Raw genomic sequence first — 17,358 nt, 5'->3', positions numbered from 1 at the left:
GATCCGAAAATCCCGCAGGCAGTGACTTTCTGCCGAGGAAGTTGAGGCCGTGCCTAGGGCAAGCGTTCGCCGAAAAGCGACGTCAGCCATAGTTCATCTTAAAAATTTGTCTACACGCTGAGGCGGCTGCAGATTCTGCAGCCGCCTTCAATTAACTTGGAAATGAGGTTAAATCGATGCCGAATACGACAGGTAAGAGAAGTAGTACAAAGATTGTAAGCCCAATAATCGCTATAATATTCATCCAGACACCAGCTTTGACCATATCAATCATGCGCAAGTAACCAGACCCGAACACAACCGCATTTGGCGGAGTAGCTACCGGGAGCATAAACGCACAAGAGGCAGCGACTGCTGCAGGCACCATCATTGCAAATGGATGTACGTCAATTGCAGCTGCAAGTGAAGCCATAATTGGCATCAGCATTGTGGCAGATGCGGTGTTTGAAGTAATTTCCGTTAAGAATACAACAAGCAGGCTGACAGAGAATACAATAACGATAAACTGTACGCCATCGAGGATCTGCAGCTGACTTCCGATCCATTCATCAAGACCTGTATCTCCAAATGCACCAGCGATTGCAAGACCGCCGCCAAACAAAATAAGAATACCCCAAGGGACGTCCTTCGCAGTATGCCAGTCCATCAGTTTTTCACCTTGATACCGAACTGAAGGAATGAGAAATAGTACAACAGCACCTGTAATTGCAATCAGTGTATCATCAATATTCGGGTGAACATATTCCTGTAGCACAAACGAACGGGTGATCCATGCAAGGGCGGTTAAAGAGAATATGGTCATAACGAGCTTTTCTTCCGGTGCCATCCGGCCGAGCTGATCCCGTTCAGATTGAATAACTTCCTGCCCGCCCGGAATTTCTTTCATTTTCATTGGAAATGCAAAGGTGATTAAATACACCCAGGCGATCACAAGTAGTACAGCAGCAAGTGGTACGCCAAACATCATCCAAGCCGCAAAAGATAAGTCAACGCCGAAAATTTCATCAAGCTGTCCGGCTAATATTGTGTTAGGCGGTGTACCGATAATCGTTCCTAATCCACCAATGGATGCAGAGAAAGCAATCGCGATCATTAATCCTTTTGCGAATTGGTTTTCTTGACCTTGCAAATCATCAAGAGCCTCGCGTTTCATTGACTGGCTAACTTGAAATACGATTGCGGTACCGATTGGCACCATCATCATGGCAGTCGCAGTATTTGAGATCCACATCGATAAAAAGGCAGTTGCAAGCATAAAGCCGAGCATAATACGTTTCGTGCTCGTCCCGATTGATGAGATAATAAATAGAGCAATTCGTTTATGCAAGTTCCACCGTTCAAGGGCAAGGGCTATTATAAACCCGCCTAGAAATAAAAAGACAATATCGTCACCGTAGTTTGGTGTTACTTCTCCGACTTCAATCGTTGTTACGAATGGAAATAAGATAATCGGTAACAAAGATGTAACAGGGATAGGGATGGCCTCGGTAATCCACCACGTTGCAATCCATACAGTCGCTGCAAGGACCCCTTTGGCTTCATTGTTTAAACCTTCCGGCTGAAAAAGGAGGAGGATTGCAATGAACAAAAGTGGTCCAAGAAATAAACCGATCCATTGTTTTTTTGAGTAATCAGGCCGGTGAGGTGAAGGCTGGCGGTGGCCTCCTGTCATTTTTCCAGAAGCTTTTTCCATCCTGCGGTTATCCTCGCCATTTCCACCGGGGCGTGCCATCATAAAAGACATAAGGTTCTTGATACGGTCGTGGCTGTCCCACGCACGTTCCCAGAAGTGCTGTAGCGTTGTCATGCTGATTGCTCCTTTCTGAAGTTTTCGACATTCAAAACATTCATATTTCAGCATAAGGTAAAACGAGAATAGTGTCTATTCATCCGTTTTCAAAAGTTCTTATATAATTTTCAGCAGCTTTACACGCTTGCTATATTGTTTTCAAAAGTTGGGTGTGAAATAATTATGGTTGTGTCAAAAGCGGTTGAATGTCATTTTTCGTTAAGAAGTCTCTTGTTTTGCAACTGCTTTACATATTAAATTGATAACGGTTTTACTAGAAATGATGATTTAGAGAGGAAGTTATGAGTTATGAATTTGTGGGAGTTGCTGCAATATATTTGGCTCGGTGTGCTGCAGGGGTTGACCGAGCCGTGGCCCGTATCTTCAAGTGGTCACCTTGTCATTTTTCAGCACTTTTTTGGGCTTGGAACACCTGATTTGCACTTTGAAGTATTTTTAAACGGAGCTTCACTGCTCGCCGTTTTACTAATTTATCGTAAAGACTTGGTAGAACTGGCCGGTGGTACAGTTCGCTATACGATGTCTCGTGATCCATCGTACTATCCATTTTTCCGGCTTACGCTAATGCTTTTCATTGCAACGATTCCTGCAGTTGTTATCGGCGGTTTATTTTCGGATGAAATCGGAGGCGAGTTGACAACCACGACGTCTGTTGCCGTAGCGCTTCTAGTTACAGGAACGGCGCTTTGGTTAATTCATAAATTAAACGGGAGTAAACAGGAAGGTGAGATAACAGCTTTAGACGCAGTCATTATCGGATTAGCACAAATGCTTGCACTTGCACCTGGCATCAGCCGTTCCGGAGCAACAATTGTAGCTGCAATGTTTCGTAAGATTGAGCCAACGGTAGCGTTGAAATTTTCTTTTTTCCTCAGCATTCCGGTAAGTGTAGGCTCCTTATTGTTGCTTGCACCTGAAATTTATGTAGCTTGGACGCAACCGGATCAATTTATGTATTACACAATCTCTTTTATTGCTGCAACACTCGTATCCATTGTTGCCATTAAAGTATTAATCGATGCGGTTGCTTCCGGAAAACTTTTATATTTCGCGCTTTACTGTTTTACAGTAGCAACATTGTTGTTTATTTTCAGTTGAGATAAACTTAAACCTCGCTATGGATGCCACAGGCATAATAGCGAGGTTTTCTTATGAGATCGATTCGAATCGCTTTAAGTCTTTTTTACGTCCAACCACAACGAGCACATCTTTGTGGAAAAGCTTGTCGTCCGGCATAGGGGAAATATTTACATGCTCATTTCGTTTAATGGCGAGAATCGTAACGCCATACTTGGCACGAATATCGGTTTCAAGTAAGGTTTTATTATGAAAAGAAGAGGAAACTACAATTTCAACGATTGAATACTCATCGGAGAGTTCGATGTAATCGAGTACTTTATCAGAGACAAGATGCTGGGCAATACGGTGGCCCATGTCATGCTCTGGATGAATAATATGATCAGCGCCGATTTTATCAAGCACTTTATGGTGGTAATAGTTTTGAGCTTTAACCCAGACATCCGGGATATCCATCTCTTTTAACAGCAGGGTACATAAAATGCTAGCTTGAATATTATCTCCTATCGCGACAATGACATGGTCGAAGTTACGCACCCCAAGACCGCGTAAGGATTTTTCATCGGTACCGTCAGCGATGGCGCTGTGGGTAGCAACATCGGTTACTTCATTTAATTTGTCTTCATTCATATCAATGGCCATAACTTCATGACCAAGTTCATGCAGCTCACTGCATACACTGACGCCAAAGCGGCCTAATCCGATAATGACAAATTGTTTTTTCAAGCAGTATTCCTCCTTCACCTTGCCCTTTGGGTCTTTAAGGCTTACGAGCAGGTACGATTTGTACTTTACGGAATGAAATCATACGTGTCAATTACAGAAAGGAGCTGCAATATGGATTGGTTGACTTATCAATGGGAAGGGCCCGGTTTTACATTGTTTGACACCCCCCATCTTATAGCGCTTACGCTTGCATTAGTATTCGCCATAATTTTTTCAATTACAGCTCAGCGCTTAAAACATAACAGCGGAGTAGATTTATTGGTAAGATGGGTGTTAGCGTCCTTATTGATCATTTGCGAACTTGCAATTCAAATATGGTACATTGCTGAAGGGGTCTGGGACGTATCATTTGCGCTTCCGCTCCATATTAGCAGCATAACGTTGTTTGTAGCAGCTTTGTTGTTATTGCGTCCTAAGCAGTGGCTGTATGAATTAACAGTATTTGTAGCCGGTTGGAGTGCGGTATTCACACTTGTTACGCCGGATCTTTCAATATATGGCTTTCCACATGCGCGGTTTTTTCATTTTTTCCTTGCGCATGCAGCTATGCTTTGGGCAGCGGTTTATATGTTTAGTTCCTGCCGCTTTCAATTAAAGCTCCGATCTGTATTTAGAGTCTGGGGCATTTTAAATGGCTATGCCGCTGTAATGTTTGGGTTAAATTTTTTAACCGGCGGGAATTACTTATATTTAAGAAAACCACCTGCGCAAGTGACCCCGGTGGACTGGTTAGGGGACTGGCCCTATTATATTTTTGTTCTGCAAGGATTTGCGCTCTTATTGTTTCTACTCACTTATGCAGGGATTCGTCGGTTTCAGAAGGATTTTGCTGAATCATCGAGAAATATAGATACTAAGAGGCGTTAAGTGCCGTAAAGGAGGCATAGGAAATGAAAGTTTTATGTACAGGATTTGAACCATTCGGCCAGATGAAATCAAACCCAACTGAGCGGTTGATGACAAAAATTGCTGAAGAATACCAAGGGAGCCAAGTGATTCAACTGAAGACGAAAGTACTGCCGGTCGTTTTTGATACGTGCGTTGACGCATTATGGGAAGAAGTAACATTGTTTCGACCGGACGTTATTGTTTCAACAGGACTTGCTTATGGTCGCAGCGGGGTGAACATTGAACGAATAGGAATCAATGTGAAAGATTCCGGCTCAAGTGACGGCGCTCCAAAAGATAACCAAGGCCGGGCATACACAGGTGAAGTCATTGCAGCGGGCGGGCCGGATGCACTCTTTTCAACTTTGCCGATTGATCAAATGAAAGAAGACTTACAAGAAAAAGAAATTCCAAGCGTAATTTCAAACACTGCCGGAACTTATATATGCAACCAAACACTATATGAAACTTTATACCGTCTGCAAGAACAGAAATGGGAAACAGTTTGTGGGTTTCTGCACTTCCCGGCTTTACCGGAAATGACCTTACAAAAGCCATCAACCCCAAGTATGTCTTTGGATCTGCAGCAAAAAGCACTTTCAACCGTCATTCAAACCCTGGCAGCTGAGCATTTACAATAGGCTTGCGTGGCTGGTGGAATCAAACTCATGAGTGGTTTTTTCGTGCATATAATAAATTACAGTAGCTGAAGCGTTTAATCATCGAAGTAAAGGGGTATTTAACTAGTACTCCGAAACGATGATGCCAGGTGACGCGCCTTTAGCATACGTTGTGTGAAAATTATTTCAGGGGGGTATGACCAATGCAACAACCAACATACGAAAAGCATTTGTTGAAAAAACTGAAGTCCGTTCAGCAAGGTCAACGTCCACCCAGGCAAGTGTTGCAATCACTTTATGCGCGCATGATGATGGAATACACAGTACATGAGCAAAACAAAGCCCGCTTAAAACAGCGCATTGACCAAGCGCTCGACGATGGTGACTATGAAGCGTTTATGCACTACACTTCGGTGTACAACGAATGGCGTGAAACACAACAGATTGGCAAAATGATTTCGGAGCAAGGTTATGAACTAGAGCTAACATTCGATGTAGATGACACTTAATTTGTCAAAACATTTAAAAAGTGGAAGGAACAGCGGACGCTGTCTCTTCTGCTTTTTTTGTGCGGTCATTGACGAGCAGGGTTAGATAAGCGAAGATAAGGAAAATAGATATATAGGCAGGTGCTGTTTATGTATGATCTTGCTGTAAAGTATGGAACAATTGTGACCCCGGATGCAGCGTACATAGGGAATGTGTATTCGAAAGACGGCGTCATCCAAGCTGTAACTTCAGTGGAGGTGGAAGAACCTGCACTGGAGATGATTGATGCAACAGGTCAGTATGTGCTTCCTGGTGTGATTGATACACATGTACATTCACGTGATCCCGGGCCGACGCATAAAGAAGACTTTTTCCATTCCACTCAGGCGGCAGCTGCCGGAGGTGTCACAACCCTGTTTGAAATGCCGAACACGAATCCACCTGTGAGTGACCAGAAGAACTTTGAAAAGCAGAAAGCGCACTTAGAAGCCCAAGCTGTGATTGATTTTGGGTTGTGGGGGATTTATCTCGGTGGGTTTAATGAAGGGGAGCTTGAAAGGTTAGGTGAAACCGGTATTATTGGGTTTAAGCATTTCTGGGGTTATGCACTTAATCGTGATACGTATCAACTTGTTTATGATTATGACCCTAAAGATCCAAATGTTTTCATGCCAGCTCATGAAGGACAGATTTATTCGGCAATGCAAACGATTGCAAAAACGGGGCGGCTCCTTGCAGTTCATGCAGAAAATCACCATTTAATCCAAGAGGAAACAGCAAAGATTAAACAAGCAGGGGGGTCCACCTATGAAGACCTGTTGCAGGCACGGCCGCACTTAGCAGAAACTTTAACAGTTCAAACAGGTTTGCAGCTTGCTGAGCGTGCCGGGGTTCACTTTCATGTTTTACATGTGAGTGCCGGAGAATCGGTAGAAATGATCCGAAAAGCACAGCAGCGCGGGCAACGTGTCACTGTTGAAACTTGTCCACATTACTTATTTTTATCTGCAGAAGATTATGAAACAGTCGGGCCAAGGATGAAAATTTTCCCTCCCGTTAAGTACAAAAGCGATCAAGCAAAAATTTGGGGAGGGATTGCTGATGGGACGATTTCAAATGTCTGCTCTGATCATGCCCCGCACACAAGAGAGGAGAAGGAAGGAGATCTATGGTCAATTCCTGCCGGCTCTACAGGTGTGGAAACGATGCTGCCGTTGATGTTAAATGCAGTGAATGAAGGTAAACTATCGCTTGAGCAGGTTGTGCAGCTACTTTCAGCCGGACCGGCTGAGCTTTATGAGATTGATCATCAAAAAGGTAAGATTCAAGCAGGACTTGATGCTGACCTTGTTGTTGTCGACATGGAACAAACATGCGTGATTGATGAAAATGAACTGCACAGCAAAAGTAAAATGAGCGCTTATCACGGTTTTAATGTACAGGGTATGCCTGTTCATACGATTGCAAAAGGCCGTGTTGTTATGTCAAATGCACAAGTAACGACTGAAACGAATGGATCGCTCGTTTCCCCGAAAACTTAAACAAACGCCGGAGCTTTCATGAGCTCCGGCGTTTTCAGTTACGGTTATCATTTTTTTGGCCGATATTGAAGTTCTTCTTGAACTGCAGACATACGGGCTTCTTGCTTTACTTGATTCTTTAAGGAATGAAAAGTTTCGTAATGGTCTTCACCGGCTTCTTGTAAAGCTGCTTTTTTTTGCTGAAAAGAGTCAGCTTTGTTTCGTGGATACTCCACTGCCTGATGATATTTTGCGGCAGTGAATTTACGGTTTTCACAACCGGATTGTGGTGTAAGTAATAAGCCGAGAATCCCGCCTGTACATAAGCCGGCGAAAAGCCCCCACAAATAGCCGCATACTTTAGGCGATGCCATTTGTTTCATCCTCACGCTGCTTTTCTTTTCGTTTTTGTGCTAAGAAGTAAACAAGTGCAGCGGCGCCGTAAATTCCGCCGAGATTTTTTGAAGATGCAGTTTCTTCAGCTTCGGAAGTATTCTTTTTCCAAGCTGCTGTAACATCGACCATCGAAGAGGAAAGCTTACGTGAAGCTTCACCTGCATCCTGTACAATGTAAAAAACAGGGTTGAGCGTTTCGAGCTTTTCATTAACATCAATAATCGTTTCGTTTGTGTTGTGAATGACATTACCTGTTTCATCTGTAATTTGATCAAGTTGCTCAGGCAGTTTGCCAACGGTTTTTTCAACGCCTTGCAGTACCCCGGAAAGGTTATTTAAAGTTCGGGCGAGAAAGATAACCGCAACTGCAAATGCGATGCCGATGATCAACACACCAATACCTACGAGATCCATGGACTCGACTCCTTTCAATCATTTCTTTCAAGATATTCTCAGTGTAGCATGAATTTTACGCGCCGACATCACGGTAGCGCTCGATCGCATCTAAAAGGTCACCAATATAACTGCCGACCATTGGTAGACTAACAATCTGCTGAAGTAAAAAGAAAAGCAGCGCAAGAAATATCGCAGTACCGAGTGTTAAGCCGACACCGCGGGCGACCCCGGCAATTAAGTTCGTTTTTATCACTTCTCTTTTGTCATTAAAGTGATAAGCAATGTCTTTTAGTCGACCGGTCGTTGTAATGTCTTCGAGTTTATTTAGCAGCTGATCCATTCGTTCAAATCGTTCATCTTCTGGATCGCGCCTTTTTTTTTCGAGCCGCTTCGTACGCGTTCGTTCACTCATGAAGAACTCCTTTCACCATGTCAGTCGTCTAAATTAGTACGCGCTGTATTTTTCATTGAACGCAGCTGCAGCTGATAAATCTTTTTCGGTAATGGCATTTTGATCGAACGTTTTCAGACGGACGGTAATGTTTGTGTGGTCAATTACAATTTGTGGATGATGCTGGACATGTTCAGCATAGTCAGCCATATCCTTTACAAATGCGATTCCAGTTAAGAAATCTTGAAACTCATACACACGTTCGATCATGTCATTTTCTGTCAATGTCCAGCCGTTCATTTCAGCCAGCTGTTGCTCAACATCTGCACGTGTTAAACCCATGTGCCCACCTCCGTTGCATGTTATAATAAACCTTCGACAATTCTTTTCCCTGTATTAAAAGAAAGAAAACGATTAAATTCCTTTAAGAAGGCAATTGACACGGAAGTTTCTTCTTTTTAAAATGAAAGAAGACAAACTGACTAGTCGGTTTGCCTTTGCAAACGGCTGGGAATGAAGGAAGGGAGCCCGTAACATGTTCTCAAAAGTGTTAATCGCTAACCGTGGTGAAATTGCTGTTCGAGTCATTCGCGCATGTCGTGAGCTTGGCATCGGAACGGTAGCGGTTTATTCAGAAGCAGATCATGAAGCGCTCCATGTGCTGATGGCAGATGAAGCGTATTGTGTCGGTCCGCACATCGCAACGGACAGTTATTTAAATAAAACAAACATTATTGCAGCAGCTACGAAAACCGGTGTTGACGCGATTCATCCAGGTTATGGTTTCTTATCAGAAAATGCCGAGTTTGCAGAAATTTGTGCAGACCATGACATTACGTTTATTGGCCCATCGGCTGAAGCGATTCAGCAGATGGGAGCGAAAGCCGCTGCCCGCGATACAATGGAAGCAGCTGGTGTGCCGATTGTTCCTGGTACCGACGGCTTAATCGAGGATGAAGCTGAAGCGGTAAAAACAGCAGCTGACATCGGTTACCCGGTCATTGTGAAAGCAACAGCCGGCGGCGGAGGTAAAGGGATGCGCATTGCTTATGATGAGCAAGAATTAAAGCGTGCCATTTCAATGGCCCAACAAGAGGCTGCAAGTGCGTTTGGTGACGCTGGGGTTTATATGGAGAAGTTTGTTGAAGAACCGCGGCACGTAGAGATTCAAATTATGGCTGATGCTCACGGTCAAGCGATTCATTTCGGTGAGCGGGATTGTTCAATTCAGCGCCGGCATCAAAAACTTGTTGAAGAAGCACCTTCACCTGCTTTGGATCCAGACGTTCGAGAAGCGATGGGGACAGCCGCAGTAAATGCTGCAAAAGCTGTAAATTACTGCGGGGCAGGAACGGTTGAATTTCTACTTGATAAACATAAAAACTTTTATTTTATGGAGATGAACACACGTATTCAAGTGGAACACCCAGTAACTGAAGAAGTAACTGGCATTGATTTAATTAAAGAGCAGATTCGGGCAGCAGCTGGAGAAAAGTTGTCAGTGACCCAGGATGAAATTGAGATTTCCGGCTGGTCGATTGAGTGCCGCGTAAATGCGGAAAAACCAGAGAAAAATTTCATGCCATCGCCTGGTAAAATTGAAATGTATCTGCCGCCGGGCGGTATGGGTGTCCGAGTGGATAGTGCGTGCTATACAGGTTATACGATTACACCGCACTATGATTCCATGGTTGCCAAGCTGATTGTCCGTGGGAAAACCCGCGAAGAAGCGATTGATCGCATGAAACGAGCACTTGGTGAGTTTGTCATTGATGGTGTGGACACGACCATTCCATTTCACTTAAAGCTGCTTGAGCACGAGCAGTTTGTCAGCGGGGATTTCAACACGAAGTTCTTAGAAAAGTATGATGTTATGAACGATACGAGCGAAAGCTAAGCGACTGAAAGCGGGTGAAGGTATGCAGTCGTCTGTAAAAACCCGGATTATTGAAGCTGCTCTACGCCTGTTTGAGGAACGCGGATTTCATAGCGTAACCGTAGATGCGGTAGTTCAGGAAAGTGAAACATCAAAAGGCGGCTTCTATTACTATTTCAATTCAAAAGATGAACTGCTGTACACAATTCATGATGCATTCATCACCTTTGTACTTGATAAGGCTGAAGAAGCTGCTGCAAAAACCATAACCCCGGCGGAGCAGTTATATGAAACGGTAAGGTCCTTTGTCATGATGTTTGAAAAATATCGGGCGCATGTTACCGTCTTTTATCAAGAAAATACGTATCTCGGTCCGGCGTATGCTGAAAAGATGAAAGAAAAGCGTGATCAATATAAACAAACCATGTTTTCAATTGTAAAGCGCGGTAAACTGGAAGGTGAGTTCCGGTCTGAGCTGCCGGTTCCGATCACTTCAATGGCGATTTTTGGTATGATCAACTGGACATATAAATGGTACAAATCAGATGGGAAATACACTGTAGCCGAAATTGCTGATATATTTGCTGATTTAATTATGCGGGCAGTACTAACTCAGGAATCGCTCAACGATCAAAAATACCAAAGTTTCTTTATTGCAGAAAACAGCTAGCTTTCTACCGTGAAAAGCGGTAAATTTCGATTCTTAGTAAGGAGTGTTTTAGATGTATGATGTAAATGAAATTAAAGAACTAATCCGGGCAGTTGACCGTTCAAGCGTTGGCGAGCTTGAAATTAAAGGTGACGACAAAGCGAAATTAACGATCAAAAAAGAAGGTCAGAACACTGTTGTGCAAACACCAGTAGAAACACAAATACAAGCAGCTGCCCCAGCTCCTGCCCCAGCTGCTCCTGTACAAGCACCGGAAAGCTCCTCTGGAGCACCTGCACAGGCGGCAGAAGAAAAAGAAATTGATGAAAGCTTACAGAAGATCACTTCTCCAATGGTTGGAACGTTTTACCGGGCGCCATCACCGGATTCAGATGTGTATGTCAATCCAGGTGATACGGTTCAACAGGATTCAGTAGTCTGTATTGTTGAGGCAATGAAGCTGATGAATGAACTTGAAGCTGAAGTCTCCGGTGAGATCAAAGACATTCTCGTTGAAGACGGTGAACTTGTGGAGTACGGACAGCCACTCTTTACGGTGAAGTCAAAATAACAAATTGTACACGGAAAAGGCTGAGCTTCAGCGTAAAGAAAGTACATGGCAGACAAAGCAAATGTGCGGTTAATCAAGCACCTTTAACCGTATTGTCTTTCATATCAATCTTTACGCAAAGCCGGCCTTTTGTTTTAAGCACTTTAGAAAGCGGTTGCAATACACTTTTGAAAGGGGGCATCCACGATGTCAGATGAAATGTTAAATCGAATTGAAGAAATGGAAGATAAGCGTGAACAAGTGGAATTAGGTGGTGGCGAAGACCGGATTGAAGCGCAGCACAACCGGGGGAAACATACAGCCCGGGAGCGGATCCATATGCTTCTTGACAAGGGAACGTTTGTAGAATTAAACCCTTTTATTGAAAACCGGGGGATGGACTTTTCCGGAACAGATGCACCAGGTGAAGGTGTTGTTACAGGTTACGGTAAAATTCACGGGCGCCTTGTATTTTTATTTGCCCAGGATTTCACTGTTTACGGCGGAGCGCTCGGGGAGATGCATGCGCTTAAAATTGCAAAAGTGATGGACTTAGCCGCAGAAAACGGAGCCCCGATGATCGGTTTAAATGACTCTGGCGGTGCTCGTATTCAAGAAGGTGTACTTTCCCTTGATGGTTACGGCCACGTGTTTTATCGAAACTCGATTTATTCCGGGGTTATCCCGCAAATCTCTGTCATTATGGGCCCATGTGCAGGAGGGGCTGTGTACTCGCCGGCTATTACAGATTTCGTGTTTATGGTGGAAGAAACGAGCCAAATGTTTATTACCGGACCCAAGGTTATTGAAAGTGTCACTGGAGCAAAGATGAATGCTGAAGAGCTTGGCGGGGCGAATGTACATGAGAAAACAAGCGGCAATTCACACTTTACTGCCTCATCTGAAGCAGAGGCGCTGCAGCAGGTACGTGATTTAATCACATACTTGCCATCAAGTTTTGAAGAAAAGCCGCCACAAGTAGAAGCGCCGGAACCAGAAGCGTTAGAAAAAAAGCAGCAGCAGCTGCTCGATATTGTTCCGGTTGATGGCACGAAAGTTTATGATGTGCGTAAAGTGCTTGATGTAGTGCTGGACGGTGACTTTTTTGAAGTGCAGGCCGGATTTGCGAAAAACATTGCCGTTGGTTTCGGCCGGATCGAAGGGAGAACGGTTGGCATTGTTGCCAATAATCCGAAAATGATGGCCGGAGGTTTAGATATCGATTCGTCAGATAAAGCTTCCAGGTTTATTCGCTTTTGCGACAGCTTCAACATTCCATTGATTACATTTGAAGATGTGAGTGGATTTATTCCAGGTGTCCAGCAGGAGCACGGCGGAATTATTCGCCATGGAGCAAAGATTTTGTACGCTTACTCCGAAGCGACTGTGCCAAAGTTAACCGTCATTTTACGTAAAGCTTACGGGGGCGCATATGTTGCATTAAATAGTAAAGCGATCGGAGCTGATGTTGTTTTTGCTTGGCCGAACGCGGAGATTGCGGTCATGGGTCCCGAAGGTGCAGCCAATATCATTTTTGCTAAAGAGATTAAAGAAAGCAGTGAACCGGAGCAGACACGTCAGCAAAAAATCTCAGAATACCGTGAAAGGTTTGCCAATCCGTATGTCGCAGCAAGTAACGGCATGGTTGATGATGTCATTGACCCGCGCAATACCCGTAAGCAGTTAGCGAGTGCGTTAGAAATGTTAAGTGGTAAACAGGCGCAGCAACCAGCGAAAAAGCATGGCAATATCCCGTTGTAGTTAATAAGAAGGGAGGAAGGAGCGTTTTCGGTATTATGTAACCGAAGGCCTCTGCAAAGTTATGGAGCAAACATCATTTCTCGAACGCTTGTCCTCAATATGTAATTTCCCAGTCCCGTCGGATGAAGATTGGAAGAAGGCAGCTGAGGCAGGCTTAAAGGGAGGTACAGTTGAAGAAAAGCTCTTTACTTCAACTTATGAAGGGATAGATCTTGCCCCGATTTACCGCCGAACGTCTGAAGATATGCATCACCGACCTGAAGTCATCCGTGCTGTGTGGCAGCAAAGTAAAGTTCATCCAAGCTGGGAGACAGCCCAAGAGATTTTTGCATTAACGCCGGAAGGCTTTGCAGAAGAAGCAGCCCATGATACTGCCAAAGGTCAGCATGTTGTGAAAGTGCCCCTTGCCCCGAGCGTCAGAGGAAGTAGTGTGAAAGGCGGCGAAGATGGTCTTTATGTAAACGATATTGAAGATGTAAAAACAGCCATAAAAGGTGTAGCGCCGGACGTGGCATTGATCATTCACGCCGGCAGTCGTATAAAACCGGTTTATGCTCAATTTCAAGCTGCCTTTGAACAACTTAATCGTCCGCTCTTTGGTACACTTGCTGCCGATCCAATTGGTGAACTAGCAGCTTGCGGCAAGCTGGGTCATCAGCTTGAGACAGCATTTGCTGAATTAGCTGAAACAACACAAAGCGTATGTGAGAAAAAACAACATTTACGAACGGTTCTCGTTTCTTCTTCTGCGTATCATGAAGCAGGAGCATCGGCAGTTCAAGAGCTGGCTGCAATGTTAGCTACAGGAGTTACTTACCTTCGTGAGCTGACCCAACGCGGGCTTGAAGTTGATGAAGCAGCAAGCCATTTCAGTTTTGAAATGCCAAGCGGCAAGCAGCATTTTATGGAGATGGCCAAGTTTCGTGCATTCCGGCTGTTATGGACCCGCGTGCTTGAAGCGTTTGGTGCTGAGCAAAAACAAGCGTACATTCATGCATGTACGTCGCGTTGGACAAAATCAGTGTATGACCCTTACAACAACATGCTGCGTGCGTCTGCAGAAGCGTTCGCTGCTGTCATTGGCGGAGCGGACAGCCTGCACGTTTCCCCTTTCGATGAAACATTTCAAGTGCCGAGCCGGTTTTCGCGCCGCGTCGCACGTAATACACAACTCATTTTTCAAGAAGAAAGTTATTTAACAAGTGTGCAAGACGCTTCTGGTGGTGCTTATTATGTAGACCAGCTTACTGATGAGCTTAGCGTGAAAGCTTGGCGTGCCTTTCAGGAGATTGAAGAGGCAGGAGGCATTATTCAAAGTTTAGAAGCTGGAACCTTGCAAGAAGATATTGAAGCAACAGCCCGCCAAAAGCGGGAAAATATTTATACGCGGAAGGAGCGATTTGTCGGCATTAATCAATACCCTGATTTATCAGGCGTTGACCCGGAAATTCCACGTGCTGAAGCGGAAAAAGCCGCTGCACCAAACATCGTAAAAACAGGCATTTCACCTGCAGATGATCAAGTGAAAAGTTTTGTAGAAGCAGCGAAAGCAGGCGCATCTTTCAAAGATTTACAGTCTGTTGTAAATCCTGATGAAGTAACAGTTTCTCCTGTGAAGTCATGGCGCGGTCCGGCGCCGTTTGAAACTTTGCGAAAAGCTGTTGATCAGCATCGTACGGCTGAAAATGCAGATCGAAAGACGAATGTTCACTTATTAACTTTCGGTGCCTTAAAAGATTACAAGCCAAGGGCGGATTTTGGCCGCGGGGTGTTTGAGACCGCCGGCTTAACTGTGACGACTGCTGGTGAGCTAAATACATTAGAGGACGCACTTGCCGCTGTTGAAGCGGCAGAAGCAGATACTTTTGTCATTTGTGGAGCGGATCAGGATATTGAAACGGTCGTCGATGAAACAGCAAAGGTGCTTCAAGAAAAATATCCTAGTGCTCATCTTGCGGTATGCGGAAAGCTTGGTGAAGAACAACACCTAAACGGGCGGCTGAAGCAGGGGATGGATGTGTACAGGTATTTACACGATTTACTAACAAGTCATGGGGTGACGATCAATGACGAATCCTGATTTTACACAAGTCGATTTTAAATTCGATCGTGTTCAAGCTGCAGAAAAAGATAACAGCGAAACGGTTGAAACACCAGAAGGCATTCATATTCAGCCTGCGTACAATGCTGAAGATTCAAGGCACTTGCCGCACATTGATTACGTTTCCGGGATTCCTCCTTATTTACGCGGCCCTTATGCAAGTATGTACATCACCCGTCCGTGGACGGTGCGTCAGTATGCAGGTTACTCCACAGCTGAAGAATCCAATGCCTTTTACCGACGCAATTTAGCTGCCGGCCAGAAGGGGTTGTCAATTGCATTTGATTTAGCTACGCACCGCGGCTATGATTCTGACAATCCCCGGGTTGAAGGAGATGTTGGTAAAGCTGGAGTTGCAGTTGATTCGATTTTAGATATGAAAGTATTATTTGATCAAATTCCACTTGATCAAATGTCGGTATCAATGACGATGAACGGTGCTGTACTGCCGGTGATGGCATTTTATATTGTTGCGGCTGAAGAGCAGGGGGTACCTAAAGAAAAGCTGACAGGCACGATTCAAAATGACATTTTAAAAGAATATATGGTGCGTAACACGTATATTTATCCACCGGACATGTCGATGCGAATCATAGCAGACATTTTCAGTTATACATCTACGCACATGCCGAAGTTTAACAGCATATCAATCTCTGGGTATCATATGCAGGAAGCTGGGGCGACTGCTGACCTTGAGCTCGGCTATACGATTGCTGATGGTTTGGAATATGTGCGCACCGGCTTGAGTGCAGGCATTCCAATTGATCAGTTCGCTCCTCGTCTATCGTTCTTTTGGGCGGTTGGTAAAAATTATTTTATGGAAGTGGCAAAAATGCGGGCTGCTCGCCTCATCTGGGCGCGTTTGCTGGAAGATTACGGAGCAGAAAACCCGAAATCACTTACGCTTCGTACGCATTCCCAAACGTCTGGCTGGAGTTTAACCGAGCAGGATCCGTACAATAATGTCGTTCGTACACAAATCGAAGCAATGGCTGCCGCTATGGGTCATACCCAGTCACTGCATACAAATGCTTTAGATGAAGCCATCGCACTTCCAACCGACTTTTCTGCGAAAATTGCCCGCAATACCCAGCTGCATCTACAAGAAGAGACCGGTATGACTGCTGTTGTAGATCCATGGGGCGGTTCGCACTATGTTGAAGTGTTAACAGCTGAACTTGCAGAAAAAGCATGGGCTCATCTTGAAGAAGTCGATGAACTTGGCGGTATGGCAAAAGCTATTGAAACCGGCCTGCCAAAAATGAGAATCGAAGAAGCTGCTGCCCGCCGTCAAGCACAAATTGATGCCGGCAAAGAAACCATTGTTGGTGTAAATAAACACCGTCTTGACGAAGAAGATCCACTCGATGTCCGCAATATTGATAATACAGAAGTACGCCGTGCGCAGCTTGAGCGTCTTGAACAGCTTCGCAATGAGCGGGATGAACAAGGCGCACAAGCAGCACTCACTGCTTTAAGTGAAGCTGCAGCAAGTCACGACATAAATCTGCTTGAAAAAGCCGTTGATGCTGCACGAGCCCGGGCCACCCTGGGTGAAATCTCAGATGCCGTAGAAAAAACTTCCGGGCGCCATCAAGCAGTTATTCGTTCGATCAGTGGTGTATATAGTGCTGAATACGGTGAAGATGAGCAGATGGAGCTTGTGCGCAGGCGTACCGATGCATTTGAAGAGGAAGAGGGCCGGCGTCCTCGCATTATGATTGCAAAGATGGGTCAGGATGGTCACGATCGGGGGGCGAAAGTTGTTGCTACAGCATACGCAGATATGGGATTTGACGTAGATATCGGACCGCTCTTTCAAACGCCTGAAGAAGCGGCGCTGCAAGCTGTAGAAAATGATGTGCATATTCTTGGGATCAGCTCCCTTGCTGCCGGTCATAAAACACTACTGCCTCGTGTTGTAGAAGAGCTGCGGCGGCTGGGCCGTGATGACATTGTTGTTATTATCGGCGGTATCATTCCACCGCACGACTATGAAGAGTTAACAGAGATGGGAGCAGCTGCAATTTTTGGACCGGGTACAGTACTTCCAGCAGCCGCTGGTGAAGTACTAGATGCCGTTTGGGCGCAGGTTGAACAAGATTGAC

At 44.9% G+C, this 17,358-nt stretch carries 17 protein-coding genes; 11 read left to right on the top strand and 6 right to left on the bottom strand.

Features of this window, described 5'->3' with window-relative positions; genetic code table 11:
• Positions 1 to 151 precede the first annotated feature (151 nt).
• Entirely contained in the window at positions 152 to 1,807 is a 1,656-nt protein-coding gene (locus B0H94_RS02680; protein ID WP_106587695.1) for an SLC13 family permease, read from the bottom strand.
• A 291-nt stretch (positions 1,808 to 2,098) separates the two neighbouring features.
• Here B0H94_RS02680 and B0H94_RS02675 point away from each other — a divergent pair, with 291 nt between their 5' ends.
• Positions 2,099 to 2,908 (top strand): undecaprenyl-diphosphate phosphatase, encoded by an 810-nt coding sequence (locus B0H94_RS02675; RefSeq protein ID WP_106587694.1) that lies wholly within the window; start codon positions 2,099 to 2,101, stop codon positions 2,906 to 2,908.
• Between the two features lie 51 nt (positions 2,909 to 2,959).
• Here the strand turns inward: B0H94_RS02675 and B0H94_RS02670 are convergent, their stop codons facing one another.
• Entirely contained in the window at positions 2,960 to 3,613 is a 654-nt protein-coding gene (locus B0H94_RS02670; RefSeq protein WP_106587693.1) for a potassium channel family protein, read from the bottom strand.
• Positions 3,614 to 3,724: 111 nt separating this feature from the next.
• Here B0H94_RS02670 and B0H94_RS02665 point away from each other — a divergent pair, with 111 nt between their 5' ends.
• The 4 genes from B0H94_RS02665 to allB all read left to right on the top strand — a co-directional run bounded on the left by B0H94_RS02665 (position 3,725) and on the right by allB (position 7,151).
• Entirely contained in the window at positions 3,725 to 4,480 is a 756-nt protein-coding gene (locus tag B0H94_RS02665; RefSeq protein ID WP_181315222.1) for a YwaF family protein, read from the top strand.
• Positions 4,481 to 4,503: 23 nt separating this feature from the next.
• A complete protein-coding gene (locus tag B0H94_RS02660) occupies positions 4,504 to 5,142 on the top strand; it encodes a pyroglutamyl-peptidase I (RefSeq protein ID WP_106587691.1) in 639 nt (212 codons plus the stop codon).
• Positions 5,143 to 5,324: 182 nt separating this feature from the next.
• Positions 5,325 to 5,630 carry an IDEAL domain-containing protein gene (locus tag B0H94_RS02655; RefSeq protein WP_106587690.1) on the top strand — a complete coding sequence of 102 codons (306 nt, stop codon included), beginning with the start codon at positions 5,325 to 5,327 and terminating at the stop codon, positions 5,628 to 5,630.
• Between the two features lie 129 nt (positions 5,631 to 5,759).
• Positions 5,760 to 7,151: an allantoinase AllB gene (gene allB / locus B0H94_RS02650; protein WP_106587689.1), complete on the top strand. Its 1,392-nt coding sequence runs from the start codon at positions 5,760 to 5,762 to the stop codon at positions 7,149 to 7,151.
• 47 nt (positions 7,152 to 7,198) lie between these two features.
• Here allB and B0H94_RS02645 read toward each other — a convergent pair whose 3' ends face one another.
• From B0H94_RS02645 to B0H94_RS02630, 4 genes are read right to left on the bottom strand one after another with little or no spacing between them, the layout of a single operon-like run.
• On the bottom strand, positions 7,199 to 7,504 hold the full coding sequence (locus B0H94_RS02645; RefSeq protein ID WP_181315221.1) for a YtxH domain-containing protein: 306 nt from the start codon (positions 7,502 to 7,504) through the stop codon (positions 7,199 to 7,201).
• Positions 7,491 to 7,940: a DUF948 domain-containing protein gene (locus B0H94_RS02640; protein ID WP_106587687.1), complete on the bottom strand. Its 450-nt coding sequence runs from the start codon at positions 7,938 to 7,940 to the stop codon at positions 7,491 to 7,493. The genes B0H94_RS02645 and B0H94_RS02640 overlap by 14 nt, the downstream gene beginning before the upstream one ends.
• A gap of 55 nt (positions 7,941 to 7,995) precedes the next feature.
• Complete coding sequence (locus B0H94_RS02635; protein ID WP_106587686.1) at positions 7,996 to 8,334, bottom strand: DUF5665 domain-containing protein; 339 nt, start codon at positions 8,332 to 8,334, stop codon at positions 7,996 to 7,998.
• A 33-nt stretch (positions 8,335 to 8,367) separates the two neighbouring features.
• Complete coding sequence (locus tag B0H94_RS02630; RefSeq protein ID WP_106587685.1) at positions 8,368 to 8,655, bottom strand: 4a-hydroxytetrahydrobiopterin dehydratase; 288 nt, start codon at positions 8,653 to 8,655, stop codon at positions 8,368 to 8,370.
• A 193-nt stretch (positions 8,656 to 8,848) separates the two neighbouring features.
• Here B0H94_RS02630 and accC point away from each other — a divergent pair, with 193 nt between their 5' ends.
• The 6 genes from accC (at position 8,849) to scpA (ending at position 17,357) form a co-directional block, all read left to right on the top strand.
• Positions 8,849 to 10,210 (top strand): acetyl-CoA carboxylase biotin carboxylase subunit, encoded by a 1,362-nt coding sequence (gene accC / locus B0H94_RS02625; RefSeq protein ID WP_106587684.1) that lies wholly within the window; start codon positions 8,849 to 8,851, stop codon positions 10,208 to 10,210.
• A gap of 22 nt (positions 10,211 to 10,232) precedes the next feature.
• Positions 10,233 to 10,859 carry a TetR/AcrR family transcriptional regulator gene (locus tag B0H94_RS02620; RefSeq protein ID WP_106587683.1) on the top strand — a complete coding sequence of 209 codons (627 nt, stop codon included), beginning with the start codon at positions 10,233 to 10,235 and terminating at the stop codon, positions 10,857 to 10,859.
• 52 nt (positions 10,860 to 10,911) lie between these two features.
• The gene (accB, locus tag B0H94_RS02615; RefSeq protein ID WP_106587682.1) at positions 10,912 to 11,409 is read left to right on the top strand and encodes an acetyl-CoA carboxylase biotin carboxyl carrier protein; all 498 of its coding nucleotides are present in this window, start codon (positions 10,912 to 10,914) and stop codon (positions 11,407 to 11,409) included.
• Between the two features lie 186 nt (positions 11,410 to 11,595).
• Entirely contained in the window at positions 11,596 to 13,149 is a 1,554-nt protein-coding gene (locus B0H94_RS02610; RefSeq protein ID WP_106587681.1) for an acyl-CoA carboxylase subunit beta, read from the top strand.
• Between the two features lie 61 nt (positions 13,150 to 13,210).
• Positions 13,211 to 15,229 (top strand): methylmalonyl-CoA mutase subunit beta, encoded by a 2,019-nt coding sequence (locus tag B0H94_RS02605; RefSeq protein ID WP_106587680.1) that lies wholly within the window; start codon positions 13,211 to 13,213, stop codon positions 15,227 to 15,229.
• Positions 15,216 to 17,357 carry a methylmalonyl-CoA mutase gene (gene scpA / locus B0H94_RS02600; RefSeq protein ID WP_106587679.1) on the top strand — a complete coding sequence of 714 codons (2,142 nt, stop codon included), beginning with the start codon at positions 15,216 to 15,218 and terminating at the stop codon, positions 17,355 to 17,357. Before B0H94_RS02605 ends, scpA begins: the two co-directional genes overlap by 14 nt.
• Position 17,358 lies beyond the last annotated feature (1 nt).

The organism is Salsuginibacillus halophilus (assembly GCF_003014715.1).
Lineage (GTDB): Bacteria > Bacillota > Bacilli > Bacillales > Marinococcaceae > Salsuginibacillus > Salsuginibacillus halophilus.
The sequence above is the reverse complement of the archived record's forward strand: the minus strand, read 5'-3'. Positions and strand labels throughout refer to the sequence as shown.

Coding starts and splice junctions, on each gene's coding strand:
- B0H94_RS02680 (WP_106587695.1), bottom strand. CDS start 1,807: ATGACAACGCTACAGCACTTCTGGGAACGTGCGTGGGACAGCCACGAC.
- B0H94_RS02675 (WP_106587694.1), top strand. CDS start 2,099: ATGAATTTGTGGGAGTTGCTGCAATATATTTGGCTCGGTGTGCTGCAG.
- B0H94_RS02665 (WP_181315222.1), top strand. CDS start 3,725: ATGGATTGGTTGACTTATCAATGGGAAGGGCCCGGTTTTACATTGTTT.
- B0H94_RS02660 (WP_106587691.1), top strand. CDS start 4,504: ATGAAAGTTTTATGTACAGGATTTGAACCATTCGGCCAGATGAAATCA.
- B0H94_RS02655 (WP_106587690.1), top strand. CDS start 5,325: ATGCAACAACCAACATACGAAAAGCATTTGTTGAAAAAACTGAAGTCC.
- allB (WP_106587689.1), top strand. CDS start 5,760: ATGTATGATCTTGCTGTAAAGTATGGAACAATTGTGACCCCGGATGCA.
- B0H94_RS02645 (WP_181315221.1), bottom strand. CDS start 7,504: ATGGCATCGCCTAAAGTATGCGGCTATTTGTGGGGGCTTTTCGCCGGC.
- B0H94_RS02640 (WP_106587687.1), bottom strand. CDS start 7,940: ATGGATCTCGTAGGTATTGGTGTGTTGATCATCGGCATCGCATTTGCA.
- B0H94_RS02635 (WP_106587686.1), bottom strand. CDS start 8,334: ATGAGTGAACGAACGCGTACGAAGCGGCTCGAAAAAAAAAGGCGCGAT.
- B0H94_RS02630 (WP_106587685.1), bottom strand. CDS start 8,655: ATGGGTTTAACACGTGCAGATGTTGAGCAACAGCTGGCTGAAATGAAC.
- accC (WP_106587684.1), top strand. CDS start 8,849: ATGTTCTCAAAAGTGTTAATCGCTAACCGTGGTGAAATTGCTGTTCGA.
- B0H94_RS02620 (WP_106587683.1), top strand. CDS start 10,233: ATGCAGTCGTCTGTAAAAACCCGGATTATTGAAGCTGCTCTACGCCTG.
- accB (WP_106587682.1), top strand. CDS start 10,912: ATGTATGATGTAAATGAAATTAAAGAACTAATCCGGGCAGTTGACCGT.
- B0H94_RS02610 (WP_106587681.1), top strand. CDS start 11,596: ATGTCAGATGAAATGTTAAATCGAATTGAAGAAATGGAAGATAAGCGT.
- B0H94_RS02605 (WP_106587680.1), top strand. CDS start 13,211: ATGGAGCAAACATCATTTCTCGAACGCTTGTCCTCAATATGTAATTTC.
- scpA (WP_106587679.1), top strand. CDS start 15,216: ATGACGAATCCTGATTTTACACAAGTCGATTTTAAATTCGATCGTGTT.